Source organism: Mesorhizobium sp. WSM4816 (assembly GCF_055811535.1).
Genome location: NZ_JBVVQR010000019.1, coordinates 41,293 through 66,656, shown reverse-complemented (window position 1 = coordinate 66,656; position 25,364 = coordinate 41,293). Strand labels below are relative to the sequence as shown.

At 63.5% G+C, this 25,364-nt stretch carries 26 protein-coding genes; 6 read left to right on the top strand and 20 right to left on the bottom strand.

The genetic code is table 11. From position 1 onward, the window contains the following. Window positions 1-9 precede the first annotated feature (9 nt). Window positions 10-582 carry a TetR/AcrR family transcriptional regulator gene (locus AC0L3H_RS20150; RefSeq protein ID WP_473586654.1) on the bottom strand — a complete coding sequence of 191 codons (573 nt, stop codon included), beginning with the start codon at window positions 580-582 and terminating at the stop codon, window positions 10-12. 105 nt (window positions 583-687) lie between these two features. Here AC0L3H_RS20150 and AC0L3H_RS20145 point away from each other — a divergent pair, with 105 nt between their 5' ends. Continuing rightward, entirely contained in the window at window positions 688-1,596 is a 909-nt protein-coding gene (locus AC0L3H_RS20145; RefSeq protein ID WP_473586653.1) for an SDR family oxidoreductase, read from the top strand. Window positions 1,597-1,654: 58 nt separating this feature from the next. Then, window positions 1,655-2,950 (top strand): amidase, encoded by a 1,296-nt coding sequence (locus AC0L3H_RS20140; protein ID WP_473586652.1) that lies wholly within the window; start codon window positions 1,655-1,657, stop codon window positions 2,948-2,950. 11 nt (window positions 2,951-2,961) lie between these two features. On the opposite strand, the gene AC0L3H_RS20135 is transcribed toward AC0L3H_RS20140, so the two are convergent. The 5 genes from AC0L3H_RS20135 to AC0L3H_RS20115 form a co-directional block, all read right to left on the bottom strand. After that, the gene (locus AC0L3H_RS20135; protein ID WP_473586651.1) at window positions 2,962-3,231 is read right to left on the bottom strand and encodes a hypothetical protein; all 270 of its coding nucleotides are present in this window, start codon (window positions 3,229-3,231) and stop codon (window positions 2,962-2,964) included. A gap of 161 nt (window positions 3,232-3,392) precedes the next feature. Continuing rightward, entirely contained in the window at window positions 3,393-4,373 is a 981-nt protein-coding gene (locus AC0L3H_RS20130) for a hydroxyacid dehydrogenase (RefSeq protein ID WP_473586650.1), read from the bottom strand. A 1-nt stretch (window position 4,374) separates the two neighbouring features. Further along, window positions 4,375-5,091, bottom strand: coding sequence for a FadR/GntR family transcriptional regulator (locus tag AC0L3H_RS20125; RefSeq protein WP_473586649.1), 717 nt, complete (start codon window positions 5,089-5,091; stop codon window positions 4,375-4,377). Between the two features lie 2 nt (window positions 5,092-5,093). Then, the gene (locus tag AC0L3H_RS20120) at window positions 5,094-6,263 is read right to left on the bottom strand and encodes a mandelate racemase/muconate lactonizing enzyme family protein (protein WP_077380677.1); all 1,170 of its coding nucleotides are present in this window, start codon (window positions 6,261-6,263) and stop codon (window positions 5,094-5,096) included. Between the two features lie 63 nt (window positions 6,264-6,326). Next, window positions 6,327-7,214: a sugar phosphate isomerase/epimerase family protein gene (locus AC0L3H_RS20115; protein ID WP_473586648.1), complete on the bottom strand. Its 888-nt coding sequence runs from the start codon at window positions 7,212-7,214 to the stop codon at window positions 6,327-6,329. A 394-nt stretch (window positions 7,215-7,608) separates the two neighbouring features. Here AC0L3H_RS20115 and AC0L3H_RS20110 point away from each other — a divergent pair, with 394 nt between their 5' ends. The 3 genes from AC0L3H_RS20110 (at window position 7,609) to AC0L3H_RS20100 (ending at window position 10,894) form a co-directional block, all read left to right on the top strand. Beyond that, window positions 7,609-8,664 carry a sugar phosphate isomerase/epimerase family protein gene (locus tag AC0L3H_RS20110; RefSeq protein ID WP_287121486.1) on the top strand — a complete coding sequence of 352 codons (1,056 nt, stop codon included), beginning with the start codon at window positions 7,609-7,611 and terminating at the stop codon, window positions 8,662-8,664. Between the two features lie 154 nt (window positions 8,665-8,818). Next, window positions 8,819-10,006 carry a Gfo/Idh/MocA family protein gene (locus tag AC0L3H_RS20105; protein WP_091595405.1) on the top strand — a complete coding sequence of 396 codons (1,188 nt, stop codon included), beginning with the start codon at window positions 8,819-8,821 and terminating at the stop codon, window positions 10,004-10,006. Between the two features lie 33 nt (window positions 10,007-10,039). After that, window positions 10,040-10,894, top strand: coding sequence for a sugar phosphate isomerase/epimerase family protein (locus tag AC0L3H_RS20100; protein ID WP_473586647.1), 855 nt, complete (start codon window positions 10,040-10,042; stop codon window positions 10,892-10,894). Window positions 10,895-10,908: 14 nt separating this feature from the next. Here the strand turns inward: AC0L3H_RS20100 and phnE (AC0L3H_RS20095) are convergent, their stop codons facing one another. The 11 genes from phnE (AC0L3H_RS20095) to phnG all read right to left on the bottom strand — a co-directional run bounded on the left by phnE (AC0L3H_RS20095) (window position 10,909) and on the right by phnG (window position 20,846). Beyond that, entirely contained in the window at window positions 10,909-12,459 is a 1,551-nt protein-coding gene (phnE, locus tag AC0L3H_RS20095; RefSeq protein WP_473586646.1) for a phosphonate ABC transporter, permease protein PhnE, read from the bottom strand. A 4-nt stretch (window positions 12,460-12,463) separates the two neighbouring features. After that, a complete protein-coding gene (gene phnE, locus AC0L3H_RS20090) occupies window positions 12,464-13,438 on the bottom strand; it encodes a phosphonate ABC transporter, permease protein PhnE (protein ID WP_473586645.1) in 975 nt (324 codons plus the stop codon). Between the two features lie 74 nt (window positions 13,439-13,512). Beyond that, window positions 13,513-14,421, bottom strand: a complete 909-nt coding sequence (phnD, locus tag AC0L3H_RS20085) for a phosphonate ABC transporter substrate-binding protein (RefSeq protein WP_473586644.1) — start codon at window positions 14,419-14,421, stop codon at window positions 13,513-13,515. A gap of 159 nt (window positions 14,422-14,580) precedes the next feature. Continuing rightward, entirely contained in the window at window positions 14,581-15,438 is an 858-nt protein-coding gene (phnC, locus tag AC0L3H_RS20080) for a phosphonate ABC transporter ATP-binding protein (protein WP_473586643.1), read from the bottom strand. Window positions 15,439-15,654: 216 nt separating this feature from the next. After that, window positions 15,655-16,272 carry a DapH/DapD/GlmU-related protein gene (locus AC0L3H_RS20075; RefSeq protein ID WP_473586642.1) on the bottom strand — a complete coding sequence of 206 codons (618 nt, stop codon included), beginning with the start codon at window positions 16,270-16,272 and terminating at the stop codon, window positions 15,655-15,657. Beyond that, entirely contained in the window at window positions 16,269-16,976 is a 708-nt protein-coding gene (gene phnL / locus AC0L3H_RS20070; protein WP_473586641.1) for a phosphonate C-P lyase system protein PhnL, read from the bottom strand. The genes AC0L3H_RS20075 and phnL overlap by 4 nt, the downstream gene beginning before the upstream one ends. A gap of 2 nt (window positions 16,977-16,978) precedes the next feature. Next, a complete protein-coding gene (phnK, locus tag AC0L3H_RS20065; protein WP_473586640.1) occupies window positions 16,979-17,755 on the bottom strand; it encodes a phosphonate C-P lyase system protein PhnK in 777 nt (258 codons plus the stop codon). Next, entirely contained in the window at window positions 17,752-18,663 is a 912-nt protein-coding gene (locus AC0L3H_RS20060) for an alpha-D-ribose 1-methylphosphonate 5-phosphate C-P-lyase PhnJ (protein WP_473586639.1), read from the bottom strand. Before AC0L3H_RS20060 ends, phnK begins: the two co-directional genes overlap by 4 nt. Next, window positions 18,660-19,769: a carbon-phosphorus lyase complex subunit gene (locus AC0L3H_RS20055; RefSeq protein WP_473586638.1), complete on the bottom strand. Its 1,110-nt coding sequence runs from the start codon at window positions 19,767-19,769 to the stop codon at window positions 18,660-18,662. Before AC0L3H_RS20055 ends, AC0L3H_RS20060 begins: the two co-directional genes overlap by 4 nt. Window position 19,770: 1 nt before the next feature. Continuing rightward, window positions 19,771-20,382, bottom strand: coding sequence for a phosphonate C-P lyase system protein PhnH (phnH, locus tag AC0L3H_RS20050; protein ID WP_473586637.1), 612 nt, complete (start codon window positions 20,380-20,382; stop codon window positions 19,771-19,773). Next, window positions 20,382-20,846, bottom strand: a complete 465-nt coding sequence (phnG, locus tag AC0L3H_RS20045; protein ID WP_473517717.1) for a phosphonate C-P lyase system protein PhnG — start codon at window positions 20,844-20,846, stop codon at window positions 20,382-20,384. The genes phnH and phnG overlap by 1 nt, the downstream gene beginning before the upstream one ends. A 121-nt stretch (window positions 20,847-20,967) precedes the next feature. Here phnG and phnF point away from each other — a divergent pair, with 121 nt between their 5' ends. Further along, complete coding sequence (phnF, locus tag AC0L3H_RS20040; protein WP_473586636.1) at window positions 20,968-21,717, top strand: phosphonate metabolism transcriptional regulator PhnF; 750 nt, start codon at window positions 20,968-20,970, stop codon at window positions 21,715-21,717. Between the two features lie 8 nt (window positions 21,718-21,725). Here phnF and AC0L3H_RS20035 read toward each other — a convergent pair whose 3' ends face one another. The 3 genes from AC0L3H_RS20035 to AC0L3H_RS20025 all read right to left on the bottom strand — a co-directional run bounded on the left by AC0L3H_RS20035 (window position 21,726) and on the right by AC0L3H_RS20025 (window position 25,323). Then, window positions 21,726-22,742 carry a zinc-binding alcohol dehydrogenase family protein gene (locus tag AC0L3H_RS20035; protein WP_473586635.1) on the bottom strand — a complete coding sequence of 339 codons (1,017 nt, stop codon included), beginning with the start codon at window positions 22,740-22,742 and terminating at the stop codon, window positions 21,726-21,728. A gap of 65 nt (window positions 22,743-22,807) precedes the next feature. Continuing rightward, a complete protein-coding gene (locus tag AC0L3H_RS20030) occupies window positions 22,808-23,773 on the bottom strand; it encodes an ABC transporter permease (protein ID WP_473493325.1) in 966 nt (321 codons plus the stop codon). Further along, window positions 23,770-25,323, bottom strand: coding sequence for a sugar ABC transporter ATP-binding protein (locus AC0L3H_RS20025; protein WP_473586634.1), 1,554 nt, complete (start codon window positions 25,321-25,323; stop codon window positions 23,770-23,772). Before AC0L3H_RS20025 ends, AC0L3H_RS20030 begins: the two co-directional genes overlap by 4 nt. Window positions 25,324-25,364: the final 41 nt, after the last annotated feature.

The window sequence follows — 25,364 nt, the reverse complement described above, 5'->3', positions numbered from 1 at the left end:
CCGAAGACGTTATGGCTTTCGGGCCGTGGCGATTGCGGCGACGAAACGGCCCAGACTGTCTTCGACATAGGTTGCAACTTCGACTTTCGGGTCGAAGCTCCACCAAAGCAGCGAGCCTTGCCAGTGCGATGCCATCAGCAGGCCGATGTCCAACGGCGTGTCGACGACAGAGGCAAAGCAAGAGTCGAGGATGTTGCACAGGGATGCCTTCCACGACGCCCCCCGCGCACGAAGCACCGGATCGCGCAGATCTTCGCGCAGGACGAGCAGGCCCTCGGCATAGGATTCGATGCCGCCATAGTCGCGTGACAGCGCCACCAGCAATTCGATAGCGCCAAAAGGGGTCCTCGGCGTCGCGTCTGCGAGCTTTGTCGTCTTCGCGTCCAGCCTGTCCCATGCCTGCAGCAAGGTTCTTTGCCTGAGCGTGGCCTTGTTCTTGAAACGCTGCACCAGGGTCGAGCCGGAGAGCCCGCAAGTTTGGGACAGCCGTTCAAATGTGAGTGCCTCCGGGCCATGCCTGTGGATCAGCCGGTGCGCCGCTTCCAGCACGTCCTCGTCGGATTGCGTTTTTTGCCGAGGCATCTTGACATCCATTTATAACCGAATGATCATTTATATACCTTAACATTGAAGAAGGCCAGCATTGGTTGGTCAGAGCATTGGTTGGTCAGAGTCCGGGGAGGTTCAATGACGTTTGAGGGAAAGGTCGCTTTGGTCGCTGGCGCCACGCGCGGTGCGGGGAGAGGCATTGCTGTCGAACTGGGTGCCGCGGGCGCGACGGTCTACGTCACCGGGCGGACGACACGCGCGCATCAGTCCGAATACGCCCGACCGGAAACGATCGAAGAAACGGCGGAGCTTGTTTCAGCGCAAGGCGGCCATGGCATCGCTGTGCAAGTCGACCATCTGGTTGCCGAAGACGTGCGCAAGCTGGTCGACCGGATACGTGCCGAGCAGGGCCGCCTCGATGTGCTGGTCAACGACATTTGGGGCGGCGAGAAACTGTTCGAATGGAACAAGCCGATCTGGAAACATGATCTCACCAATGGTTTGCGCATGTTGCGGCTGGGCATCGACACGCATCTGATCACCGCGCATTACGCGCTGCAGCTTCTGATCGAGCGCCCGGGCGGCCTGCTGGTCGAAGTCACCGACGGCACCGCGGAGTATAATGCCGAGCATTATCGGCTCTCACCGTTCTATGACCTCGCCAAAGTGTCGGTGACCCGTATGGCCTGGGCCCATGCCAAGGACCTCGCCCCGCACGGCGCCACCTCGATTTCGCTGACACCCGGCTGGCTGCGTTCGGAAATGATGTTGGAAGCTTTCGGGGTGACCGAGGACAACTGGCGTGATGCGACAGCAAAAGTGCCGCATTTCGTCATTTCCGAGACCCCGCGCTTTATCGGGCGCGCAGTGGCGGCGCTTGCGGCGGACCCGGATCGTTCGCGCTGGAACGGACAGTCGCTGTCGAGTGGCGGGCTGGCGCAGGTCTACGGCTTTACCGATCTCGACGGCTCGCGGCCTGACGCGTGGCGCTACGTTCCCGAGGTTCAGGACGCCGGCAAACCAGCCGATGCGACTGGCTATCGCTAGAGCCATCGACGTCAGTGTGCTGGGCTGTTCGGGCGACAATAAAAAAGTAGACTGTGCCATGCAATCAGCCCGCGACCGCCTCGAAGCCGTCCTTTCGCGTCTCGCCGTCCGCGCCGACAATGAAAGCGTGTTCGTAAAACTCTATCCGGAAGCCGCACGAGCAGCAGCCGACGCCGCCGATGCCAGGCGCAGAGCCGGCGTGACGCTCGGGCCGCTCGACGGAACAATTCTGTCGATCAAGGACCTGTTCGATGTCGCCGGCGAGCCGACCACGGCCGGTTCGTTGTTGCTCAGGACCGCAGCGCCGGCGCTGCGGGATGCCGTCATCGTGCGGCGGCTGCGGCAAGCGGGCGCGGTGATCATCGGCAAGACCAACATGACCGAATTCGCCTTCACCGCAATCGGCGTCAACCCGCATTACGGCACGCCCGGCAATGCGACCGACGCCGGCCGGATCGCAGGTGGCTCTTCCTCCGGCGCCGGTGTTTCCGTTGCCGAAGGCACAAGCGAAATCTCGATCGGTTCCGACACCGGCGGCTCGGTGCGTATTCCGGCGGCGCTGAACGGTGTCGTCGGCTTCAAGCCGACGACGCGGCGGGTACCGCGCGATGGCGTCTTCCCGCTGTCCCACACGCTCGACTCTATCGGCCCGCTCGCACGCACCGTCGCCGAATGTGCGGCAGCCGATGCGGTGATGGCGGGCGAGCAGCCTGTGGCTCTGGTTCCGCTTCGGTTTGCCGGACTGCGCATCGGCGTTCCCCACGGCCTGCTCTTCGAGGATATCGAAGAAGAGGTCGCGGCGGCGTTCGAGCGATGTGCTCGCAAGCTTGAACTCGCCGGTGCACGCCTCGCCGATCTGCCCATCGACGACCTCCTCGCCGATTTGCGCGCGGCAACCAGGCGGGCCTCGATTGCGGCAATGGAGGGCGCCGCGGTCCATGCAGATTGGCTGGCGACAGGTCCGACGACGCCGGTCGATCCGCGGGTGAGCGAGCCGTTGTCGCGCGCCGCCGCCGTTCCGGCCACGGCCTATATAAGGGCAATCCGCCGCCGCACGGCGCTTGTCGCCGCCACGGACCAGCGGCTGGCGTCTGTCGATGTGCTGGCCCTGCCGACCACGCCGGTCACCGCGCCGACCATCGTGTCGATGACCAGCGACGAAGCTCTGTGTGAGCGTACGGAAGGCCTTCTGCTGCGCAACACGCAGGTCGCCAACCAGTTCGACCTCTGCGCGATCTCGCTGCCGATGCCGGGAATGGCGCGCCCGGCCGGGCTGATGCTGGTGGCGCGCCACGGCGACGACCAGCGGCTCCTGCGCATCGCGGCGGGAGTCGAGGCACTGCTTGGCCGTTGAAGATGTGAACGTTATTGCGACGAACAGTGGCCGCGTTCGCTGTCCCTGGACGCGCGTTCGATACCGGTCGCGACCAGCCATGGCAGAGTGTATTGCTTGCCGTTGAGGGTCTGGGTTCGGTTCTCGATGGAGCCAACAACGACGACCTTGCCGGCGTAGAGCTTGTCCGAAAGATCGGGTGCCTTGTCCTGCGGCGGCAGTTCCTCGATGTCGATCGACACGCCCTTGATGATCTTGCCCGTGGCAAGGTCGAGCGCGCTGTTCGACGGACAGGGCGCCATCACGCACCGCAGGCTGTTGTCGCAATAGACGTGATTGCTCTCGGCCGCAGCGACCGAGGGGCAGGACGCAGATCGAAACGATCGCAACAAGCAGCGGCGTGCGGCGAAAAACGAGCATGGGGAGCAGCGTCCTGCAGAAATTGGGCGAAACGGCGGTAGCGCTACGCGTCGGCCGGGAACCGCCGCCGGTAGTGCTCAACCACTTCGGGATTGCGCAGATTGATCGGCAATTTGTTGGCCAGAACCAGCAAGGTTTCATCAGCCGAACCGACGCCCATGCGCATCATCGACTGCTCGGTGATGCCGGCCATATGGGGCGTGACAATGACATTGTCGAAGCCGAAATAGGGGTGATTGGGCGGCAGCGGCTGCGTTGCAAAGACATCGAGCGCGGCACCGCCGATACGGTCCTTCTGCAGGGCTTCGATCAGCGCCTCGTCGTCGATCACCGGTCCGCGCGAAATATTGATCAGCAGCGCGTGCGGCTTCATTCGACCGATGCGCTCGCGGTTGATCAGGCCGCGCGTCTCCGCTGTCAGCGGGCAGCACAGAACGATGATGTCGCTCTGCTCGACCAGCGCGTCGATCGACAGGAACCCCACCCTGTCCGGCGCCGGCCTCCTGCTGCGCGTCGTCGCCGCCACGTTCAGCTTGAAACCATGTGCCGCGATATGGCCGACTGCCTGTCCGATGGCGCCGAATCCGACAATGCCGATGGTCTTGCCGGCGAGTTCGCTGGCGAGAATGGTGTGGTCGCGGCCGGCCAGCCAACCCTTCGACCGCAGGTCGCGGTCCACCATGCGGAAGCGCCGCAGCAGTGCCAGCGCCGCGAACATCACGTATTCGGCGACCGAGCGCGCATTGACCGCCGGCACGTTTGCCACCAGCACGCCGGCTGCCGTGGCGGCTTCCATGGGAACCATGTCGAGCCCGGCGCCGTGGCGAATTGCGGCCCGGAGCTTCGTCGCCCCCTCGAAAAGCGCTGATGGCAGTGGCGCGCGAACGATGATGATATCGGCGTCCCTCGCCTCAGTCGCCAGCGTATCGGCATCGAGGGCGGAGGCGACGACGAGTTCGCCGGCGTCGGTCAGCATGGCGGAGGCGCGCGGGTGCAGCGTGTGTGTCGTCAGGATCTTAGGCATGTCAGACCGGTTCGAGCGCTGGGCTGTCAGGTTCTGCCCCACCGCCCTCGATCAGGCCTTTCCAGTAGCTTTCCGCGCCTTGCAGATGGGCGCTCATCAGCGCCTGGGCGAGGTTGCCGTCGCGGCGCAGCAGCGCCTCGTAGATCTGGATGTGCTCGGCATGCGAGCGCATGCTGCGTTCGGGATCGTTGAAGTAGATCGGCAGGCGTTGCTCGCCCATCAAGTAATAGAGGCTGCATATGTTGTGAAAAACGCTGTTCTTGGTTGCCCGCACGATCTCAAGGTGAAATTCGCGGTCCTCCTTGGCGAGGCCCTCGCCCGCCGCAATACGGTCTTCCGAAGCCTTCAGGATTTCGCGCAGCCGCTCGAAATTTTCCTCGGTGGCGCGCGAGCAGGCAAGCTCGGCAGCCTTGATCTCGTGGATCTTGCGCAACTCGACGGTCTCGTAGATCTGGATCGGATCGAGCGGCAGGCCGGCCTTGGCAAAAAGCGCCATCGCCTCGACGCTGGCCTGCTTGGTCTCGATGTAGATGCCGGACTTGGCTCGGCGCTCGACGATGCGCATGGCTTCGAGGATGGCCAGCGCCTCGCGGATCTGGCCGCGGCTGACGGCGAAATGCTCCGCCAGTTCACGCTCCGACGGCGTTCGGCCGGTCGCCTTGTCGGAGTGCGAGAACAGATAGGCGGCGAGTTCCGCGAGAAGGTTCTTTTCTTTCATGATCAGCCGCGTAGCGCGTGCGCCTCCAGGAAACGTTCCGAAAGGGTGAATCCCAGTCCAGGCTTCTCGGGGATCGCTATCATACCGTCCTTTGCTTCGACAGTCTCCTCGATCAGATCGTGGATCATCGGATTGGCGCCGAGCGAATATTCGACGGTAAAGCTAGCCGGCGAAGCAGCGCAGACATGCAGCCCGGCAAAGAAGCAAGGCGCGCCGGCCCACAGATGCGGCGCGAAGCGCAGATTGAAGGCGCTGGCGATGGTGCCGATCTTCATCGCCTCGCTGATGCCGCCGCAGAAGGCCGGGTCCGGCTGGAAAATGTCGGCAGCCTTGAGCGTGGCGAGGTCGCGGAAGGCGTAGCGCGTCGCTTCGCTTTCGCCGGTGGCGATCGGGATGGAACCGGACGCCCGCACTTCGGCCATGCCGGGTTTGTCGTCGGCGATGACCGGCTCCTCGAACCAGGCCAGATCGAGATCGCCGGCGAGATGGATGAAGCGTTTGGCTTCCGCCACCGTATAGGTGCCGTGCGCATCGACCATCAGGTCGACTTCGGGGCCGAGCGCCTGTCTTGCGGCGCGGACGCGGGCGGCGGAATTGTGCGGAGCGCCGTCCATCGCGCCGATCCGCATCTTCAGCGCCTTGAAGCCGCCCTTGGCGATATAGGATTTCAACTGCTCGCCGATTGCCTCGGTGGAGGCCCAGCCGCCGGAAGCATAGGCCGGCATGCGATCAAGCTTGCGGCCGCCGAGCAGCCGCCAGACCGGAAGCCCCAACGACTTGCCCAGAATATCCCACAATGCGATATCGACGGCGCTGATCGCGGCGACGCTGATGCCGCGCCGCGCCAATTGCGGCATGGCGTGGCCGTTTTGCGCGGCGCTGTCGTGGCGCACGCCATTGTAGAGCATCTCCCAGATCACCCCGATGTCGGCCGGATCGCAGCCGATCAGCTGCGGGCCGACCTCGTGGTTCAGCATGTGGACGAGGGCGCCATAGCTGCCGGTGCTGCCGGCGGCATTCTTGCCTTCGCCCCAGCCGACCAGCCCATCGGCGGTCTCGATACGCAGGATTGCGGCGTCGAACGTCGTCACCTGACCGAAGTCGCTGCGGTGCTGCCGCGCGGCTTCGATCGGTATGCGGACCCACCAGGCTTGGACCGTCTTGATGCGCATGTTCATCCTCTGCCTTGCCGCCGTTAGGGGCCGCCGCCGGAAAGGCTCGTTTCCAGAGATCGATTACTTGATCAGTGGCAGCAGCGTTTCGGCGGTGATGCGCATCTGGTCGGTGTAGAATTTTTCCGTGAGCACGCTGGAACCGTGGTCCTGGATGAATTTGAGCTGCTCCGGCGAGATGTCGACCGGGTTGCGTTCGACCATGTCGGGATAGGGAGCAGCCGGCGTGCGGTCGACAGGAGCGACGAACTCATTGGTCAACGCGCCGTCGTAACCGGCCTCTTTCAGGGTGTCGACGATCTTCGGCCAGTCGATCTGTCCGAGACCGGCGGCGAAGCGGTTGTTGTCAGCGACGTGGAAATCGAACAGGCGGGTTCCGACCTGCCGGATGGCATCGTAGACGTTGAACTCCTCCATATGGAGGTGATAGGCGTCGAGGCAGACACCGCATTCGGGGCTGACCGCATCGGCCAGCGCCAGTGCCTGGGCGCCGCGGTTGAACAGGTAGGTCTCGAAGCGGTTGAGCGGCTCGACCGCGATCTTGACGCCCACTTTCCTGGCATGGGTAAAGCATTCCCTGGTGGCGTCGACCACCCATTTCCATTCTTCTTCCTCGGTGCCGTCCGGCACCACCTTGCCGACGGTGGCGGGAACGAGCGTGATGATCTCGCCGTCGAGTTCGCTGACCATCGTCAGCACCTCCTTGACGTACTGCACCGAGCGCTCGCGTTGGCCCTGGTCCCTGGCGGCGAGATTGCGCTCGCCCAGCATCAGCGTCACCGCTCCCCAGCAGCGAATGCCGTGCTCCTTCAAAAGCGCGCGCGTCTCGTTGGTCTTGTATTGCGCGGGCTCGCCGGAAATCTCGATCGACTCATAGCCGAATTTCTTGATGCGCTTGAGCGTCGTTTCCAGCGGTTCCGCCCGCATCCAGTTGTGCGTCGAAAGATGCATGGTCTGTCCTTCCCAGAATTCGCCTGTAACAATTCGCCTGCGACGCACCCCAGATTGCGTTGCATGGCTCCTCCCAAGGCGCTCCAGCATTTCGTCGTAACTGGTTCGACCAATTGGGCGTGAAAAGAGGTCTACAGCAATTTCATCGGGACGGCAAGAAATCCTGCAAGGTAGCCCCGGCCCATGATTATTTCTTTGATTAAACTGGCATATTTGCCCGCTGACCGGCAATTTGCGCAGCGCCGGTTGTGCGCGGCAGCGCTTGACCAAATGAGCATATTTGGTAATACCAGAATGGCGGTGCGCACTAGCGTCTGTCGAGAAAAGACCAAAGAGGCTGGCCCTGCTTTCAATCGGCGCTATGCTTGGTCGTGGATAATTAGGGAGGATGCCGATGCCGTCGACAATGAAAGGTCCTGGGCTGTTTCTGGCGCAGTTCGCGGGCGATGCCGCACCGTTCAATTCGCTGCCGTCGATCACCAGATGGGCGGCCGGGCTGGGCTACAAGGGCGTGCAGATCCCGACCTGGGACAGCCGGCTGTTCGACCTCGAGAAAGCGGCGTCTTCCCAGGCCTATTGCGACGAGGTGAAGGGCATCTGCAGCGATGCCGGCGTCGAGATCACCGAGCTGTCGACGCATTTGCAGGGGCAGTTGGTGGCGGTGCATCCGGCCTATGACGCGCAGTTCGACGGCTTCGCACCGCCTGCGGTGCACAACAATCCGAAGGCCAGGCAGCAATGGGCGGTCGAACAGATGAAGTTCGGCGCCAAGGCTTCCAAGAACCTCGGGCTCAAGGCGTCGGTGTCGTTTTGTGGAGCGTTGGCTTTTCCCTACCTTTATCCGTGGCCGCAACGGCCGGCGGGTTTGATCGAGGAAGCATTTTCCGAACTGGGAAAGCGCTGGAAGCCGATCCTCGACGTCTATGAGGACAATGGCGTCGATGTTGGCTACGAGATCCATCCGGGCGAGGACGTCTTCGACGGTGCGACATTCGAGATGTTCCTTGACGCGGTCGGCGGCCACAAGCGCTGCAACATCAATTACGACCCGTCGCACTTCCTGCTGCAGCAGCTCGACTATCTCGAATTCATCGACATCTATCACGAGCGGATCAAGGCCTTCCACGCCAAGGATGCCGAGTTCAATCCGACCGGCCGGCAAGGCGTCTATTCCGGTTATCAGAGCTGGACGAACCGGGCCGGGCGTTTCCGCTCGCTCGGCGATGGCCAGGTGGACTTCGGCGGCATCTTCTCCAAGCTCGCCCAGTATGACTACGATTCGTGGGCGGTTCTGGAATGGGAGTGCTGCCTGAAGCACCCCGAGGATGGCGCGGCCGAAGGCGCGCCCTTCATCCAGCATCACATCATCAGGGTGACGGAAAAGGCATTCGACGACTTCGCCGGCGGCGCGACCGATAAAAAGGTGCTGCGCGCCATGATGGGAATCTAGCACTCTTTTTTCCCTCCCCCTCGAGGGGAGGGTGGCCCGAAGGGCCGGGTGGGGTCGGTTCATGCCGTGCTCCACGCCCGGCGACCCCACCCCGACGCTACGCGTCGACCCTCCCCGCAAGGGGGAGGGCAAGCAACAATGAAAGAGAAAAATCATGGTCGGCGCATCGAAGTCGGAAACGGGAGGCGGCCCGATCCGCTACGGCATGGTCGGCGGCGGGCAAGGCGCCTTCATCGGCGCCGTGCATCGGATCGCGGCGCGCATGGACAATGAGTTCGTGCTGGTCGCCGGTGCCCTGTCATCCGACCCGGCGCGTGCCAAGGCCTCGGCCGAGGAACTCGGGCTCGATCCGGCGCGCAGCTACGGCTCGTTCGCCGAGATGGCCAAGGCCGAGGCCAAGCGGCCGGACGGCATCGAGGCGGTGGCCATCGTCACGCCAAACAATGTGCATGTGCCGGCGGCGAAGGCGTTTCTCGAAGCCGGCATCCACGTCATTTGCGACAAGCCGCTGGCGACGACGTTGGCGGAAGCGAAGAAGCTGGCGGCACTGGTCGAAAAGACCGGCAAGGTCTTTGTCCTCACCCACAACTACACCGCCTATCCGATGGTGCGGCAGGCGCGCGAGATGGTAGCCAAGGGGCAGCTCGGCGACATTCGCATCGTGCAGTCGGAATATCCGCAGGACTGGCTGACCGAGGACCTTGCCGCCACCGGCCAGAAGCAGGCAGCGTGGCGCTCGGATCCCAAACAGGCCGGCGCCGGCGGGGCGCTGGGCGACATCGGCACGCATGCCTACAATCTCGCACGCTTCGTCTGCGGGCTTGAGCTCGATGCGCTTTCCGCCGATCTCGACGCCTTCGTGCCGGGGCGGCAACTCGACGACAATGTCAATGTGATGCTGCGCTTCAAGCCGGTCGGCAAGTCGCACCCTGCCAAGGGCATGTTGTGGGCGAGCCAGGTGGCGCCCGGCCACGAGAACGGGCTGAAGCTGCGCATCTACGGCTCGAAAGGCGGGCTTGAATGGGTGCAGGCCGATCCGAACTACCTCTGGTACACGCCGTTCGGCCAGCCAAAGCAGTTGATCACCCGAAATGGCGCCGGCGCGCTGCCCGTCGCCGGGCGCGTCAGCCGCGTTCCGTCAGGCCATCCGGAAGGCTATCTCGAAGGCTTCGCCAACATCTACCAGGAGGCGGCCCGCGCCATCCGCGCGGCGCGCCGGAAGGGTGGCAAGCCGGCTAAGGATGTCATCTTCCCGACCATCCAGGACGGTGTCGAAGGCATGGCCTTCATCGAGGCTTGCGTGAAATCGTCGAAGAAGAACGCAGCCTGGACGAAGCTCTAGAAAACAACCGGAAATCATGTTGGAGGGGCGTCGATGAAAATCGGCATGTGCATGTTTTTGTGGACGACGGCCGTGTCGAAGAAACACGAGCCGCTGCTCAGGGATATCAAGGCGACCGGCTTCGACGGCGTCGAGATACCGATCTTTGCCGGCACGCCGCGCGATTACAAGAAGCTCGGCACGCTGCTCGACCGCATCGGGCTAGAGCGCACCGCCGTCTCGGCGATGGGCGATCCGGCGATGAATTTGATCTCGGCCGATGCCTCAACGCGCAAGGCCGGCATCGACTATATGAAATGGGCGATCGACTGCACACAAGCGCTTGGCGCCAAAACGCTGAGCGGCCCGCTGCATTCGACGCTCGGCGCCTTCTCCGGCAGTGGGCCGACGGCGGCCGAGAAAAAGCGCTCCGTCGCCTCGCAACGCGCCATCGGCGATCATGCCGGCAACAAGAACGTCACCATCGGGCTGGAGGCGCTCAACCGCTTCGAATGCTATCTGCTCAACACGATGGACGATCTGTCAGAGCATGTCGACGCAATCGACCGGCCGCACATCAAGGCGATGTACGACACTTTCCACGCCAATATCGAAGAGACCGACGCGATCGGCGCCTATACGCGCAACCGCAAAAATGTCGTCCATATCCATATTTCGGAGAATGATCGCGGCGTGCCGGGGCGCGGCCATATTCCGTGGCAAGAGACGTTTTCGGCCATCCGCAAGAGCGGCTATGACGACTGGCTGACGATCGAGGCCTTCGGCCGCTCGCTGAAAGAATTGGCGGCGGCTACCAAGGTCTGGCGCGATTTTTCGGAAAGCCCGGAAGCCGTCTACCGTGACGGCTACAAGCACATCAAGAGCGGCTGGAAAAAGGCTGGTGCCTGAACGCAGCCTTCCTCTCAGGCGATCTGAACTGCCGGCGGCCGGGCGGAAACGCGCCGCTCATCATTGCTGTTTGCGACAGTCCCCATCAGCTTGCGGCGGAGATAGCTCGAGATGCTGTCGAAGATAAAAACGACGAGCAGAATCAGCAGAACCATGTAGAAAACATTGGCCCAGTTGGTGTTGGTGCGCATGGCCTCCCACAATTTCAGGCCGATGCCGCCGGCGCCGACAGCGCCGATGATCGTCGCTGACCGAGTGTTGGATTCCCAGAAATAAAGGGATTGGCTGAGGAATACCGGCAGAACCTGGGGCAGCACGCCGTAGCGCTGCACCATTGCCGGGGTGGCGCCAACCGAGCGGATGCCCTCGCGCTGCTTGTCGTCGATGTTTTCCAGCGCCTCGGAATAAAGTTTGCCCAGGGTTCCGGTGTCGGTGAAGAAGATAGCCGACATGCCGGCCAGCGGCCCAGGACCAAAGCCGCGCGTAAAAAACAGCGCCCAGATCAGCATGTCGACCGAGCGCAGGAAATCGAAGAAGCGCTTTGTCACCTGGTTGGCTATGCGGCTCGGCGTGACGTTGCGCGCAGCCAGGAAGGCGAGCGGAAAGGCGACGATCGAGGCCAGCACGGTGCCGACAAAAGCCATGACGATGGTCTGCAAGAGTTTCATCCAGACGTCGCCGTGCTGCCACTCGGCGTTGTTCAAAATGTTGTCCCAGGCGAGCGCCGCGTTTGACCGCGACGGGTCGATGCGAGCCCCGGCGACGATCAGTGAAACGACCTCGCTGAACGGCTTTCCCCAGAATGGCGAGTTCGTGTCGAACACGAAATTGGCCCAGCCGAAGAAACGTCGCCAGGCGACCACCTCGTCGTTCTGCACCTCAGCGCGGCCGAGAAATCCGAACGAGACATAGGCTGTCGAGCCTGGCCTGCGTTGCTCGATCCAGTCAGGCAGCGGTGTGCGCGGTGTCACAGAACTGCCCTTGGCGATCTCAAAGACGACGGTTTCGGCGCCGCGCGTCACGGTGACCAGGTTTGGCGTGACGGCGATCTGGCCATTGCCAAGGGTGACGGTCGCCGCCACGACGGCGTTTTCGCGCACCGTTTCAGGCACCGCAGGAGCGGATTGGCCCGAGGGGGCGGCCGGCTTCTCGGCAGTTGGCGCACCAGGCGCCATGAACGAATCCTGCGACGACTTGTTGGTCGCGACCGCCGGTGCCGGCACTGCCTCGACCTGCCGCTCGATGATGGCCATCTGCTTGGCCACCCAGTCGGGATCTGGATTGGATCCCAGCTTGGAGAAGCGGGAGTAGTCGATTGTCAGATGATTGTCCTTGAATTCGATGTCGGGCCGGATTTCGTAAGACACCCAGTCGGCGAGATACGCGCCGGCAAGGTTCCAGTTCGCCTTTTCGAGAACTCCGGCGACCGAGAAGAACCACGAACAATAGAAGGTGTAGAGAATGCAAAGAAGGATGCCGATCGGGGTGGCGTAGCGCTTCCACAGCGAGCGCCGGAAAGCATCCGGATGGCGAGCGGCGATGTCGTTGATGGCGTCAGCATTCATTGCACTACTCTCCGCGCCCGTATGCGAACGCCTGCCGGCCGACAAGACGATGTCTCAGCCATGCCGAAAGCTGGTCGACGGCGACAATCGTGCAGAACAGCAGGAAGACGATGGCGATGGTCTTGGCCTCATGGCCCCGGCCGATCGAAAGACGCAGGGACTCGCCGATGCCGCCGGCGCCAACGGCGCCAAGTATGGTCGAAGCGCGCACATTGATCTCGAAGCGGAGCAGGAAGTAGCTGACGAGGTTGGGCAGGACCTGAGGCACGATGCCGAACCACACCCGCTCGACCCAGTTGGCGCCCACGGCGCGCAAGCCTTCTTCAGGCTTCATGTCGGCATTTTCGACGACTTCGAAGAACATTTTGCCGAGCGCGCCGACGGTATGGATGCTGACCGCAATGATCGCCGGAATCGGCCCTAATGAGAAAATCGCCAGGAAAAAGCCGGCAATGACAATTTCCGGAAAGGCGCGGACAATTTCAAGGAAGCGGCGCGTGAAGAAACGGAGCCAGCGGTTGGCGGTGATATTGCCTGCAGCGAGGAAGCAGAGCAGGAAACCGAATGTAGAGCCTACGAGCGTCGCAAACAGGGCGATGTTCAGCGTCTCGACCATCCGGTGGAAATACTCCGGAATGTAGATGCTTTGGGTGAGGTAGACCCGGCCCTCCGGGTAGTCGAACTTGAGGCTGCCGTCGTCATAGGGGGACGGCAGGTCGAACAGTGCGCGCACCGGGTCGAACCAGTCGCGCGGCTTCAATTCGGCGAAAAAGTCGGCGACGTAGGGAAGGCGGTCGAAGAACTTTCCGGCGTTGGTTTCGTTGGCGAACCAGAGCGAGCCGGAGAGTGCAAGAAACAGGAAAACCAGGCCGCCGATCGTGTAAAGGCGCCGGCGGGCGGCAAGATCGCGCCAGTGCCGCTCGACGGTGGCTCCCTCCGGTGAAAGCGCGGGCGCGCGGTAAATTTCGGTCGCACTCATCGATAGATCCCCGGCCCCTGATGCGGCAACGCCGCCGGCGGCACGTGGCCCCGGCGGCGTTTTGGCAGTTTGCCTTACGAGCCGATCTTCGCCTTACGGGCGTCGATGATCGGCTGGTAGAATTCCGGGGTAACCGGCGAATAGCCCTTGTACTCGCCGCCTTGAATTGCCGAGAAACAGGCCGGATCGGTTTCCGGGAGCTTGGTCAGGAAATCGGTGATCTTCTGTTTGGCGCCGGCGTCGATCGACGTACGCAATACCAGCGGGCCGTTCGGGATCAGCGGCGACTGCCACAGTTCGACGAGGTCATCCATCTTGAGGACGCCCTTGTCGACCATCTTGCGCAGATTGCCTGAGCTGTAGCCGTCGTTGAAGTCGCCGACGCCGGAGGCCCAGGTGGTGCCGGCGTCGAAGGTGCCCTTCAGGACTTCAAGGACAAGTTGTTCATGGCCGCCGCCGAAACCGGTCGACGCGAAGTAGCTCTTCACATCCATGCCGATGTCCTTGGGCAGTGACGTGACCGGGATCAGGTAACCAGAAGTCGAATCGGGATCGGCGAAACCGAGTTTCTTGCCCTTCATGTCGGCGAGCGTCTTGATGCCGGAATCAGCACGCGCGACCATGACCGCACGGTAGCCGGTCGAGCCGTCGGTCTGGATCGTCGTCAGGATCGGTTGAACCGCGTCCTTGTTTTCGAGATAGACCTTGGCATAGGCGGAAGCGCCGAGCTCGGCAAAGTCGAGCGTGCCGCCGAGCAGGCCCTGGATGACGCCGTCGTAGTCGGCGGCCGGGAACAGCGAAACTTTTTCGACGCCGAGGACTTGCTTGATGTGGTCGGCGAAGCACTGGTAGTTGCGTAGGCGGTCGGCTTCGTTCTCGCCGCCCAGAATGCCGACGCGGAATTCCTTCAGATCCTGTGCCTGAACCGCGCCCACCGCCATGGCGATGATGGAAACGGCACCGAAAAGTATTTTTCTAAACATTTCGCGTCTCTCCTGTTGGTTCCGGCATCGCGCCGGCAGCGTTCGAATTTTGACGGGCTTTTTTATGCCCGGCCTTGATGCGGACTGGCGGTCCAGGCGCTCTTTCGTCGTCTGCTTTCGTATACTCGTATACCGGTATCCACTTGCCGGATCGTCGACCTAGTAGCCGGGAAATGCCGGCTCGAGCGGTCCGGCGGATGCGGCGATCTTTTGCTTGAGGGCGACGCTGGTCGAGGTGATCGCCTCGGAGATTTCGCCGCCATTGCTGTCGGCGCCATAGACCATGCGCACGGCCTCCCGATTGAGCTCTTCGGGCGGGCCGTCGAACACCACCTTGCCGGCGGCCATGCCGATGATGCGGTTGCAATAGTTGCGCGCCGTATCCAGCGTGTGCAGATTGGTGACCACGGTGAGGCCCTCGCGCAGATTGATGTCCTGCAGCGAATCCATCACCACCTTGGCATTGAGCGGGTCGAGCGAGGCGATCGGTTCGTCGGCGAGGATGACTTTCGGCTGCTGCATCATGGCGCGGGCAATCGCGACGCGCTGCTGCTGGCCGCCGGACAAGGTGCCGGCCGGCTGCAGCGCCGTGCGGGCGATGTCGAGACGCTCGAGCGCCGCGATCGCCTCGGCCCGTTCCTCGCGGGAGAAGACACCGAGCAGATTGACAACGGTCGAACGGTGATTGAGCCGGCCGAGCAGTACATTGGTCAGCACGTCGAGACGCGGCACCAGGTTGAATTGCTGAAAGATCATGGCGCAGTCGCGCTGCCAGCGCCTGAGCAGCGAGCCGCGCAGGCTGGAGACTTCGGCGCCGTCAAAGAAAATCGAGCCCTGGCTCGGATCGATGAGGCGGTTGATCATGCGCAAAAGCGTCGACTTCCCGGCGCCCGAGCGGCCGATGATGCCGACCATCTGGCCGTGCGGGATCGAGATGTCGACATTGCTGACGGCGGTGTTCCTGCCAAACCGACGGGTGACGCCGCGGATTTCGAGCGTGGCTGAGATTGCTGACATAGGCAAGTTCCAGTCCAGTCGCAGTTGAAGGTCTGTTAACCTTTGGCTAGCGCAGCCGCATGAAACCGCGGTGTCGGATTGATGTCAGTTTTGTTACCGTCCACAGGCTGAAAGGGGCGAGCCGGCGGCCGCTGTTCGATCAAGAGAATGGTGAATGGTGAATGCTGACAAGAACGGCTTCCCTGCCGCCATTCACTATTCACCATTCACCATTCACTAGCCGCCGTATTTTTCCAGAAATGCTTCCGCCGAAAGCGCGCGAAAATCGTCGAGCGCGGCGCGCAGGCGGGCGTGGTCCCAATCCCACCAGGCAAGCGCCTGATAGCGTTCCGCCGTGCGGCGGTCGAAGCGTTCGCGGATCGGTTTGGCCGGCACGCCGCCGACGATGGTGTAGGGCGCGACGTCTTTCGACACCACGGCGCCGGCGCCGACCGCCGCACCGTCGCCGACGCTGACGCCGGGCAGGATGGTCGAGCCGTGGCCAAGCCAGGTGTCGTGGCCGATGGTGACCCGTTTGGCGCGGCGCTGGGCAAAGAATTCGCTCTCGTGCTCGGCGTCGTCCCAATAGTCAGAGGCGCGATAGGTGAAATGGTGCAGCGTTGGCCGCCAGGTCGGATGGTTGGTGGCGTTGATGCGCACGCTGGCGGCGATGTTGGCGAATTTGCCGATCGTCGCGCACCAGGCGCTGCAGTCCTGCATCATGTAGGAATAGTCACTGAGCGTACTTTCCGAAAGCCGGCAGCGTTCGGCGATCTCGGTCCAGCGGCCGAGCGTCGAGTTGTCGACTTCCGCTGTCTCGTGGACCAGCGGCGTTTCCGACAGTTTTCTGGTCATGCGGCGATTTTCCCGGCGGCAAAAGCGGTCACGTCGATGACGCGGTCGGCCACTGCCTCGCGCACGTCGTGATCGTGGAAGACGCCAAGCAGGGCGACGCCGGCCGCCTTCTTGGCCGCGATCAGCGCAATCACCACGTCACGGTTGCTGGCGTCGAGCGAGGCGGTCGGTTCGTCGAGCAGCAGGATCGGGTGCTCGGTGATGAAGCCGCGCGCGATGTTGACGCGCTGCTGCTCGCCGCCGGAAAAGGTCGCCGGCGGCAGTGCCCAGAGCTTTTCCGGCAGGTTGAGCTGCGCCAGCAAGGCGCGTGCCTTGCCGCGCGCGACCTCGCGGTCCTCGCCGCGCTCGACCAGCGGTTCGGCGACGACATCCAGCGCCGAGACGCGCGGCACGGTGCGCAGGAACTGGCTGACATAGCCGATCGTGAGCCGGCGCACGGCAAGCACGGTGCGTGGGCTGGCCGTCGCCAGATCGATGAGCCCGTCCTCGTGCTGGACGATGATCTGGCCTGCATCGACGGCATAGTTGCCGTAGAGCATCTTCAGGATCGAGCTCTTGCCGGCGCCGGAGGGGCCGCCGAGCACGGCGCATTCGCCGCTCCTGATCGAGAACGACACGCCGGCGACGACCGGCAGTCTGATGCCGTCACGCAGATGCATGGTGAAGCTCTTGGCGACATCGGAGACGACGAGCGGGGTTGCCATGATCACACCTGCAGAATGGAAGAAACGAGAAGCTGGGTGTAGGGCGCGCGGGGATCGTCAAGCACGCGGTCGGTGAGGCCGCTTTCGACGACGCGGCCGTCCTTCATCACCATCATGCGTTGCGACAGCAGACGCGCCACCGCAAGGTCGTGGGTGACGACGATCGCCGCGAGACCGAGATCGGTGACCAGGCCGCGCAACAGGTCGAGCAGGCGCGCCTGCACGGAAACGTCGAGGCCGCCGGTCGGCTCGTCCATGAACACCAGCCGCGGCCCGGTGACGAGGTTGCGGGCGATCTGCAGGCGCTGGCGCATGCCGCCGGAAAAGGCGCGCGGTTCGTCGTCGATACGGTCCTTGTCGATCTCGACGCGCGACAGCCAGTCGACGGCGGTGGCGCGGATTTTTCCGTAGTGGCGGTCGCCGACCGCCATCAGCCGCTCGCCGACATTGGCGCCGGCCGAAACCGTCATGCGCAGCCCGTCGGCGGGGTTCTGATGGACAAAACCCCAGTCGGTGCGCATCAGGAAGCGGCGCTCGGCCTCGCTCATGCGGTAAAGCTCGCGGAACTGGCCGTCGCGCATGCGGTAGCTGGCGGTGCCGGAGCTCGGCAGCAATCTGGTCGACAGGCAGTTGAGCAGCGTCGTCTTGCCGGATCCGGATTCGCCGACCACTGCCAGCACCTCGCCCGGCCACAGGTCGAAGCTGACGTTCTCGCAACCTATGCGCGAACCGTAGAACTTGGACAGCGCGGAAACGCGCAGCAGCGGCTCGTCGGTCATTGCGCCGGCTCCCTTTTTTCCAGGGCAGGAGGGGTCTCGGGCGCAAGGTGGCCGCGATGGCCTTGCTCGCGCCGCTTCTCGCAATGGTCGGTATCGGAGCAGACGAACATGTGGCCGCCATGGTCGTCGAGGATGACCTCGTCGAGATAGACGTTTTCGGCCGCGCACAGTGCGCAGGGCTGGTCGAAGGTCTGCACCTCGAACGGATGGTCCTCGAAGTCGAGGCTGACTACCTCGGTGAAAGGCGGCAGCGCATAGATGCGCTTTTCGCGGCCGGCACCGAACAGTTGCAGGGCCGGCGAACGGTGCATTTTCGGGTTATCGAACTTCGGCGTCGGCGACGGGTCCATCACATAGCGACCCTCGACCTTGACCGGGTAGGCATAGGTGGTGGCGATGCGGCCATGCCGGGCGATGTCTTCGTAGAGTTTTACATGCATGAGGCCGTATTCCTCCAGCGCATGCATTTCGCGCGTTTCCGTCTCGCGCGGCTCGAGGAAGCGCAGCGGCTCGGGAATCGGCACCTGATAGACCAGCACCTGGCCTGCGGTCAGCGGGTGCTCGGGGATGCGGTGGCGGGTCTGGATGATGGTCGCCTTCGCCGTGTCGGTGGTAACGGCGACATTTGCGACCTTCTTGAAGAAGGCGCGGATCGAAACCGCATTGGTGGTATCGTCGGCGCCCTGGTCGATGACCTTCAGCACATCGTCGGGGCCGATGATCGAAGCGGTAACCTGGACGCCGCCGGTGCCCCAGCCATAGGGCATCGGCATTTCGCGCGAGGCGAACGGCACCTGATAGCCGGGAATGGCGATGCCCTTGAGGATCGCGCGGCGGATCATCCGCTTGGTCTGTTCGTCGAGATAGGCGAAGTTGTAGGTGGCGATGTCGGTCGGTTGTGCGGTCATTCCGCGGCCTCCCTTTTTTCTTCCATCTTGCCATTCTCGCGGGCGTCGTGCTCGGCCCGCATGCGGCGCACCAGGTCGAGTTCGGCCTGGAAGTCGACATAGTGCGGCAGCTTCAGATGCTCGACGAAGCCGGTCGCCTGGACATTGTCGGAATGCGAGATGACGAATTCCTCGTCCTGGGCAGCGGCGACGACATCTTCGCCGAATTCGGTTGCACGAAGCGCCCGGTCACATAGCGCCATGGCCATCGCCTTGCGCTCGCTCTGACCGAAGACGAGACCGTAGCCGCGGGTGAATTGCGGCGGCGCCTTGGCCGAGCCTTTGAACTGGTTGACCATCTGGCACTCTGTGACACGCGCAGTACCCAGCGGTACGGCGAATGGCAGCTCCGGCACGTCGAGTTCCAGCTCGACCTCGCCGATGCGAACCTCGCCGACGAACGGATGGTTGCGAGCATAGCCGCGCTGGGTGGAATAGCCGAGCGCCAGCAAAAAACCCTCGTCGCCGCGTGACAGCGCCTGCAGGCGGATGTCGCGCGCCATCGGGAATTCCAGCGGCTCGCGGGTGATGTCGCCGGGGATATGGTCCTGCGGCATGTCGCCGTCGGGCTCGATCAGGCCTTCGCGGGCGAGGATGGCGGAGACGCGCGGCATGGCTTCCGCGTCGCTGGCGCGCTGCAGCGGCTCGGCGACGTCGCCGGCGGCGGCGAGTTCGGGATCGAGCAGCCGGTGGGTGTAGTCGAAGGTCGGGCCGAGCAGCTGGCCGCCGGGAAGATCCTTGTAGGTCGCCGACACGCGCCGCTCGACCAGCATCGCCCCGGTGTCGATCGCCCTGGTGTAGCCGAAGCGCGGCAGCGTGGTGCGATAGGCGCGAACCAGGAAGATCGCCTCGATCATGTCGCCGCGCGCCTGAACGATGGCCAGCGCCGCCAATTCGCGGTCGTAGAGCGAACCTTCGCTCATCACCCGGTCGACGCCGAGCGCCAGCTGCTCGACGATCTGGTCGAGGCGAAGCGCCGGCACGGAACGGTCGCCGCGGCGGCGGTCGGCGAGCAGGGCGTGGGCGTTGGCAATGGCCGCTTCACCGCCTTTTACCGCGACATACATATCACGCCTCCATCATCTTGATGCGCGTCGTGCGCGGCAGGCAGGCAACGCCTTCCGGGGTGGCGAGGATAATGTCGACACCACGGGGGAAACGCTGATTGTTCTGCTTCCATTGTTCGACGAAGTGGCGCGGCATCTGCGCCGGCGCGATTGTCGCGGTAGTTTCGATGCCGGGCCCTTCGAGCAGCAGCGGGGCGCCTGAGACGAGATCGCTGACCTGCAGGATCAGCGTCGTCGAGCGGTCGGGATAGTCCTGGGTGCCTTGTGAAAAGCCGTCGAGCGCCATCATCTCGGCCGGCGTGGCGATCAGCGCGAAATGCGCATCGGCTGGCGTGTGGGCCAGTGGCGCGCCGGTGTGGAAGCCGAGCCAGGATTTCACCGCTGCTGGGGCCTGCAAAACGAGGTCGAGCCAGAGCGGCGTGTCGTTGTCGCACAGCGCCAGCGCGATGGCGCCTGCGGTGGCCGACAGCGGCGCCGGCGGGCGGGCAAAGACTGGCAGAGGCTGCAGGGTGCCCGGCCGCGCCATTGCGTCCATCACGGCGCGGAACACCGTCTGGGCGTCGAACACCGGATCGGCAAAGCCGCCCTCGATCGCCTGGGTTGCGATGTCCATCAGTCTTCTCCGCGTACCATGGTGAAGAAATCGACCTTCGTTGCCGCCGTCTCGGCGCGCCGCCGCTCACGGCGGCTGGCCAGTGCGGCCTGCAGCGGCGCAATGAGTTTGCTCTCGACCTCGTTGCGGCGGGTGGGATCCTGCCAGAGCGCGTCGGCGATCGCCGCCAGTCTTGCTTTCTGCTTGTCACGGCCCAGCGCGTAGCAGTGGCCGACTTCTCCCGAGGCAAGCCGCACCGTCGCGCGGGTGACCGTCGCCTCGCCGACGTTGAACGGCGCGCCGCCGCCGCCGATGCGGCCACGCACGGTGACCAGGCCGGTTTCGGGGCCGCGCAGGAGCTCTGCTTCCGAAGGCAGGCCGGCTTCGTTCCAGAGGCGGACGATATCGTCGCCGGTCGATTGCGCCAACGTCGCCATGACGGCCTTGCGCTCAAGCTGCTGATCGCGCGCTTCCTGTCCTCGCATGGTTAACATTCCCTTGCATCGAAAATTCATCTATTGATATAGACAATTATACAAATTATATCTATTTTCTAAAGCGTGTCCATGACGGATGGATGACAGCGAAAAAGATCGGGGCAAAGAGATGATCGGTCAGCAGATGGCCAGCAGCTTGGAGCGGCGCAGCGGCGTCGCGCTGTGGCGGCAGATCGCCGACCAGATCCTGCATTCGATCGCCGTTGGCGACTTTGCCGAGAATGCTGCGTTGCCACCGGAAGTTGCACTGGCCGAGCGCTATGGCGTCAACCGCCATACGGTGCGCAGCGCCATCGCCGCACTGGTGCAGGATGGCGTGCTCAGGGCCGAACAGGGGCGCGGCACTTTCGTGCTGTCGCGCAAGCGCCTGTCCTACCCGATAGGCGCCCGCACCCGGTTTTCGGAGGGCTTGCAAGGGCAGGCGTCGGAGCGTCGCAGCGTGCTGCTCGAATCGGCGGTCGAGCCGGCCAGCCGGCGCGTCGCCGAAGGGCTGGGGCTTGCCAGGGGTTCTGATGTAATACGCCTCGAGACACGCGGCGAAGCCGATGGGCAACCGGTCTCGCGTGCCACCGGCTGGTTCGACGCGGGACGCTTCGCCGGCATCGATGCCGCCATGGCCGAAACCGGATCGGTGACCGCCTCATTCCAGCGTTTCGGCATCGGTGACTATCTCAGGCAATCGACGGTGCTGTCGGCCCGCCACGCGGACGCCGCCGACCTTGCCGATCTCGATCTGCAGCCCGGCGCCATCGTGCTGGTCACGGTCGCCGTCAACGTCACGCCGGACGGCCAGCCGATCCAGTTCGCCGAAACGCGGTTTCCGGCCGAGCGGGTCGAGCTCAAGATATCGGCGCTTTAGGTCTGGTCTTATCCGACCTGGATGACGGCCTTGATCAGGCCGGATTTCTCACGCGCCCAGCGGGCGAGGTCGCGCGGCGTGTCGACAAGCGTCGTGCGATGGGTGACGAGCTTTTCCAGCGGCACAGCACCATCGCGGATCGAGGCAGCGACATGGTCGAAGTCGGCGCGCAGCGCGTTGCGGCTGCCGATCAGCGTCATCTCACGCTTGTGGAATTCGGGATCGGAAAAGACGATGTCGTCCTTGACGACGCTGACCAGGACCAGCGTCCCGCCATGCGCGACATGGGCGAAGGCCGACTGCACGGACTGGGTGTTGCCGGTGGCATCGAAAATCACGTCAAAACCTTCGCCGTTGGTCGCCTCGCGCACCAAATCGGTCGCAGACTGCCGTGAACCGTCGAGGGTGGCGAAGCCGAGTTCGCTTGCAGCAAAACCCAGCCTCTCCGCACTCATGTCGAGCAGCGTTACGTCGAGGCCGGCGATGCGGGCAAACAGCGCTGTGCCGAGGCCGATCGGCCCGGCGCCGATGACCAGCGCGCGCGCGCCGGGATCAGCCAGCGAGCGCCGCACGGCATGCGCCCCGATCGCCAGGAATTCGACGGCGGCGGCATCGGCCAGCGACAGGCCGTTGGCCGGGTAAAGATTTTGCGCCGGCACCAGGATCCGTTCGCACATGGCGCCGTCGCGGTGGACGCCGAGCACCTCGATCCTGACGCAGCAATTCGGCTTGCCCTGCCGGCAGGCGATGCATTTGCCGCAGGCGAGATAAGGATTGATGATCACCGGCTCGCCCACAGCCAGATCGACGCCTTCGCCGGCCTCGATCACGGTGCCGGAGACCTCGTGACCCATGATGCGGGGATAGGCGAGGAACGGATGCTTGCCCTCGAAGATGTGATAGTCGGTGCCGCAGATGCCGACATGACTGACCGCGACCAGCGCCCAGCCCGGCGGTGGTGTGCTCGGCGCCGGGCGGTCTTCCACAACAAGATCGCCGGGCGAACGGCAGATGACGGCTTTCATGCTTTGATCCAGTCGGTTCATGGCGCCGCCGGCCCGATCGCCGGGCCGGCGGTTGTTAAGATGGTCTATTTGCCGCGGCGGCGCAGGCCGTCGAAATAGACGATGACGATGATCAGCACGCCGGTAATGATGCGCTGCCAGAAGGCATTGACGTTCAAGAGATTGGCGCCGTTGTTGATAGTGGCGAGGATGAAGGCGCCGAGCAGCGGTCCGTGCACCGAGCCGACGGCGCCGAACAATGAGGTGCCGCCGATCACCGACGAGGCGATCGCCTGCAACTCCCAGCCCTCGGCCTGCGTCGGATTGCCGATGCCGATGCGCGACGCAAGCAGCACGCCGACAAAAGCCGCACAGAGGCCAGACAGCGTATAGGCCATGTAGATGGTGCGCTGGACGTTGACGCCGGACAGACGCGAGGCCTCGGCGTTGGAGCCGACCGAGAACAGATACCGGCCCCAGCGGCTGTGATGCAGGAAGATGTAGGCGGGGATGCCGACCAGGATCACCATCCAGAACAGATTGGGGACACCGGCGAAGGAACTGCGCGAAAATGTCTGGAAGGCGTCGTTGTTGATCGAGATCGAGTTGCCGTTGGTCATCAAAAGGCCGATGCCGCGCAGCGAGGTCAGCGTCGCCAGCGTGATGATGAAGGGCGGCAGGCCCATCTTGACGATGCCAAAACCGTGGAACAGGCCGATGGCGACGCCGACCAGCAAGGTGATCAGGATGGCGAGGTAAATTGGCACGCCGGCATTGATCAGCATCGCCACGATGACGGTGGCGAAACCAACCACGGCGCCAACGGAAAGGTCGATACCGCCGGTGATGATAACGAAGGTCTGGCCGACCGCCAGGATGGCGATCATCGAACCTTGCCGCAGCAGGTTGGAGATGTTGTTGGCGGAGGCGAAGCTCGGCGTCGCCACCGACAGGATGACCCACAAGAGCACCAGCAGCGCCAGCAGCGTCAGCCCGAACAGGGCGTTGTAGTTGCGTTTCGGCCTTTCGGCGGCAATCGCCTCGGTGCTCATATCTGTCCTCCCGGTTTTTCTTGTTTCTCGGCCAGCGCCTGGGTGAGGATTTCCTCATGGTCGGCAGTGTGGAAACCATGAGTGGCCACCAGCTTGCCGCGCCGGAACACATGCAGCGTGTCGGCCAGTTCATAGACCTCGGGCAGATAGGACGAGATCAGGATGATGCCGGCGCCCTTTGACAACAGTTCGCCGAACAGGCGGTAGATCTCGGCCTTGGTGCCGACATCGACGCCCACTGTCGGCTCGTCGAAGATGAACAGCTTGGCGCCGTGCGCCAGCCATTTACCGATGACGATCTTCTGCTGGTTGCCGCCGGACAGGCTGGAGGCGAGGGCGTGACGCGTCGGCGTCTTGATCCTGAGATTGGCGATCTGGCGATCCGCCTCGGTCTTCTCCTGTGCGCTGGAGATCAGCAGATTGCTGGAGATGCGCTTGTAGATCGGCAGATTGAGATTGAGGCCGACCGGCAGGTTGAGGCAGAGGCCCTGGTCACGGCGGCTTTCCGGCGCTAGCGCCATGCCGAGCCTGATGGCGTCATGCTCGGAGTTGACCTGAACCTCCTTGCCCTCCCAGAGGATCTGGCCGGCCGACTTGCGGTGACGGCCGTAGAGCGTGGTGACGAACTCGCTGCGCCCGGCGCCGATCAGCCCGTAGAGCCCGACGATTTCGCCGGCACGGACCGTCATCGAGACATTTTCGAAGCCCTTGCCGGAGAGATTCCTGGCTTCGAGCAGCGTCGCGCCCGGGGTAAAATGCTCCTTGTGATAGACTTGCTCGATCGAGCGGTTGATCATCATCTTGACCAGCTCGGCGTCGTTGGTCTCGGCGATGTTCCTGGTGCCGACAAGCGTGCCGTCGCGCAGCACCGAGACGCGGTCGGCGAGTTCGAACACCTCTTCCATGCGGTGGCTGATGTAGATGATGGTGACGCCTTCGCCCTTCAGCCGGCGGATCAGCGTGAACAGCTGGTCGGCTTCCTTGCGGGTGAGATAGGCAGTCGGTTCGTCGAAGATCAGGAACTTGGTGCCGCGCACGGTGGCGCGGGCGGCAGCGATCAGCTGCTGCTGGCCTATGGTCAGGTCACCCAGCACGACATGCGCCGGCAGATCGAAGCCGAGATCGTCGATGATCTTCTGCGCTTCCCTGACCATGGCCCGCTGCTGCAGTATGCCGAAGCGGGAATCCTCCTCGCCGAGGAACATGTTGGCCGCGACAGTGAGATGGCGGCACAGAACGACCTCCTGGTGCACGGCATTGATGCCGAGCGCCATCGCCTCATGCGGCGTCGCCAGCGCTGCCGGCTTTCCCTCCCAGATGACATCGCCGGAGGTGCGCGGCATGACGCCGGTCAAAAGCTTGATCAGGGTGGATTTGCCGGCACCGTTCTCGCCGACAATGGCGTGGATTTCGCTGGCCTTGAAGGCGAGGTTAACCGGCTTCAGTGCGTGCGTGCCGGGATATCGTTTTTCCAGTCCCTTGAGTTCGAGGATCGTCCTGCCCGGTTCCAGCGTTGGGGCGGGATGCAGTTCCTGCGCCGTCGACGTCATGACGTTCCTCCCAATTGGCCTCCCAGATTGGCCTCCCAGAT

Coding starts and splice junctions, on each gene's coding strand:
- AC0L3H_RS20150 (WP_473586654.1), bottom strand. CDS start 582: ATGCCTCGGCAAAAAACGCAATCCGACGAGGACGTGCTGGAAGCGGCG.
- AC0L3H_RS20145 (WP_473586653.1), top strand. CDS start 688: ATGACGTTTGAGGGAAAGGTCGCTTTGGTCGCTGGCGCCACGCGCGGT.
- AC0L3H_RS20140 (WP_473586652.1), top strand. CDS start 1,655: ATGCAATCAGCCCGCGACCGCCTCGAAGCCGTCCTTTCGCGTCTCGCC.
- AC0L3H_RS20135 (WP_473586651.1), bottom strand. CDS start 3,231: ATGGCGCCCTGTCCGTCGAACAGCGCGCTCGACCTTGCCACGGGCAAG.
- AC0L3H_RS20130 (WP_473586650.1), bottom strand. CDS start 4,373: ATGCCTAAGATCCTGACGACACACACGCTGCACCCGCGCGCCTCCGCC.
- AC0L3H_RS20125 (WP_473586649.1), bottom strand. CDS start 5,091: ATGAAAGAAAAGAACCTTCTCGCGGAACTCGCCGCCTATCTGTTCTCG.
- AC0L3H_RS20120 (WP_077380677.1), bottom strand. CDS start 6,263: ATGCGCATCAAGACGGTCCAAGCCTGGTGGGTCCGCATACCGATCGAA.
- AC0L3H_RS20115 (WP_473586648.1), bottom strand. CDS start 7,214: ATGCATCTTTCGACGCACAACTGGATGCGGGCGGAACCGCTGGAAACG.
- AC0L3H_RS20110 (WP_287121486.1), top strand. CDS start 7,609: ATGCCGTCGACAATGAAAGGTCCTGGGCTGTTTCTGGCGCAGTTCGCG.
- AC0L3H_RS20105 (WP_091595405.1), top strand. CDS start 8,819: ATGGTCGGCGCATCGAAGTCGGAAACGGGAGGCGGCCCGATCCGCTAC.
- AC0L3H_RS20100 (WP_473586647.1), top strand. CDS start 10,040: ATGAAAATCGGCATGTGCATGTTTTTGTGGACGACGGCCGTGTCGAAG.
- phnE (WP_473586646.1), bottom strand. CDS start 12,459: ATGAATGCTGACGCCATCAACGACATCGCCGCTCGCCATCCGGATGCT.
- phnE (WP_473586645.1), bottom strand. CDS start 13,438: ATGAGTGCGACCGAAATTTACCGCGCGCCCGCGCTTTCACCGGAGGGA.
- phnD (WP_473586644.1), bottom strand. CDS start 14,421: ATGTTTAGAAAAATACTTTTCGGTGCCGTTTCCATCATCGCCATGGCG.
- phnC (WP_473586643.1), bottom strand. CDS start 15,438: ATGTCAGCAATCTCAGCCACGCTCGAAATCCGCGGCGTCACCCGTCGG.
- AC0L3H_RS20075 (WP_473586642.1), bottom strand. CDS start 16,272: ATGACCAGAAAACTGTCGGAAACGCCGCTGGTCCACGAGACAGCGGAA.
- phnL (WP_473586641.1), bottom strand. CDS start 16,976: ATGGCAACCCCGCTCGTCGTCTCCGATGTCGCCAAGAGCTTCACCATG.
- phnK (WP_473586640.1), bottom strand. CDS start 17,755: ATGACCGACGAGCCGCTGCTGCGCGTTTCCGCGCTGTCCAAGTTCTAC.
- AC0L3H_RS20060 (WP_473586639.1), bottom strand. CDS start 18,663: ATGACCGCACAACCGACCGACATCGCCACCTACAACTTCGCCTATCTC.
- AC0L3H_RS20055 (WP_473586638.1), bottom strand. CDS start 19,769: ATGTATGTCGCGGTAAAAGGCGGTGAAGCGGCCATTGCCAACGCCCAC.
- phnH (WP_473586637.1), bottom strand. CDS start 20,382: ATGGACATCGCAACCCAGGCGATCGAGGGCGGCTTTGCCGATCCGGTG.
- phnG (WP_473517717.1), bottom strand. CDS start 20,846: ATGCGAGGACAGGAAGCGCGCGATCAGCAGCTTGAGCGCAAGGCCGTC.
- phnF (WP_473586636.1), top strand. CDS start 20,968: ATGATCGGTCAGCAGATGGCCAGCAGCTTGGAGCGGCGCAGCGGCGTC.
- AC0L3H_RS20035 (WP_473586635.1), bottom strand. CDS start 22,742: ATGAAAGCCGTCATCTGCCGTTCGCCCGGCGATCTTGTTGTGGAAGAC.
- AC0L3H_RS20030 (WP_473493325.1), bottom strand. CDS start 23,773: ATGAGCACCGAGGCGATTGCCGCCGAAAGGCCGAAACGCAACTACAAC.
- AC0L3H_RS20025 (WP_473586634.1), bottom strand. CDS start 25,323: ATGACGTCGACGGCGCAGGAACTGCATCCCGCCCCAACGCTGGAACCG.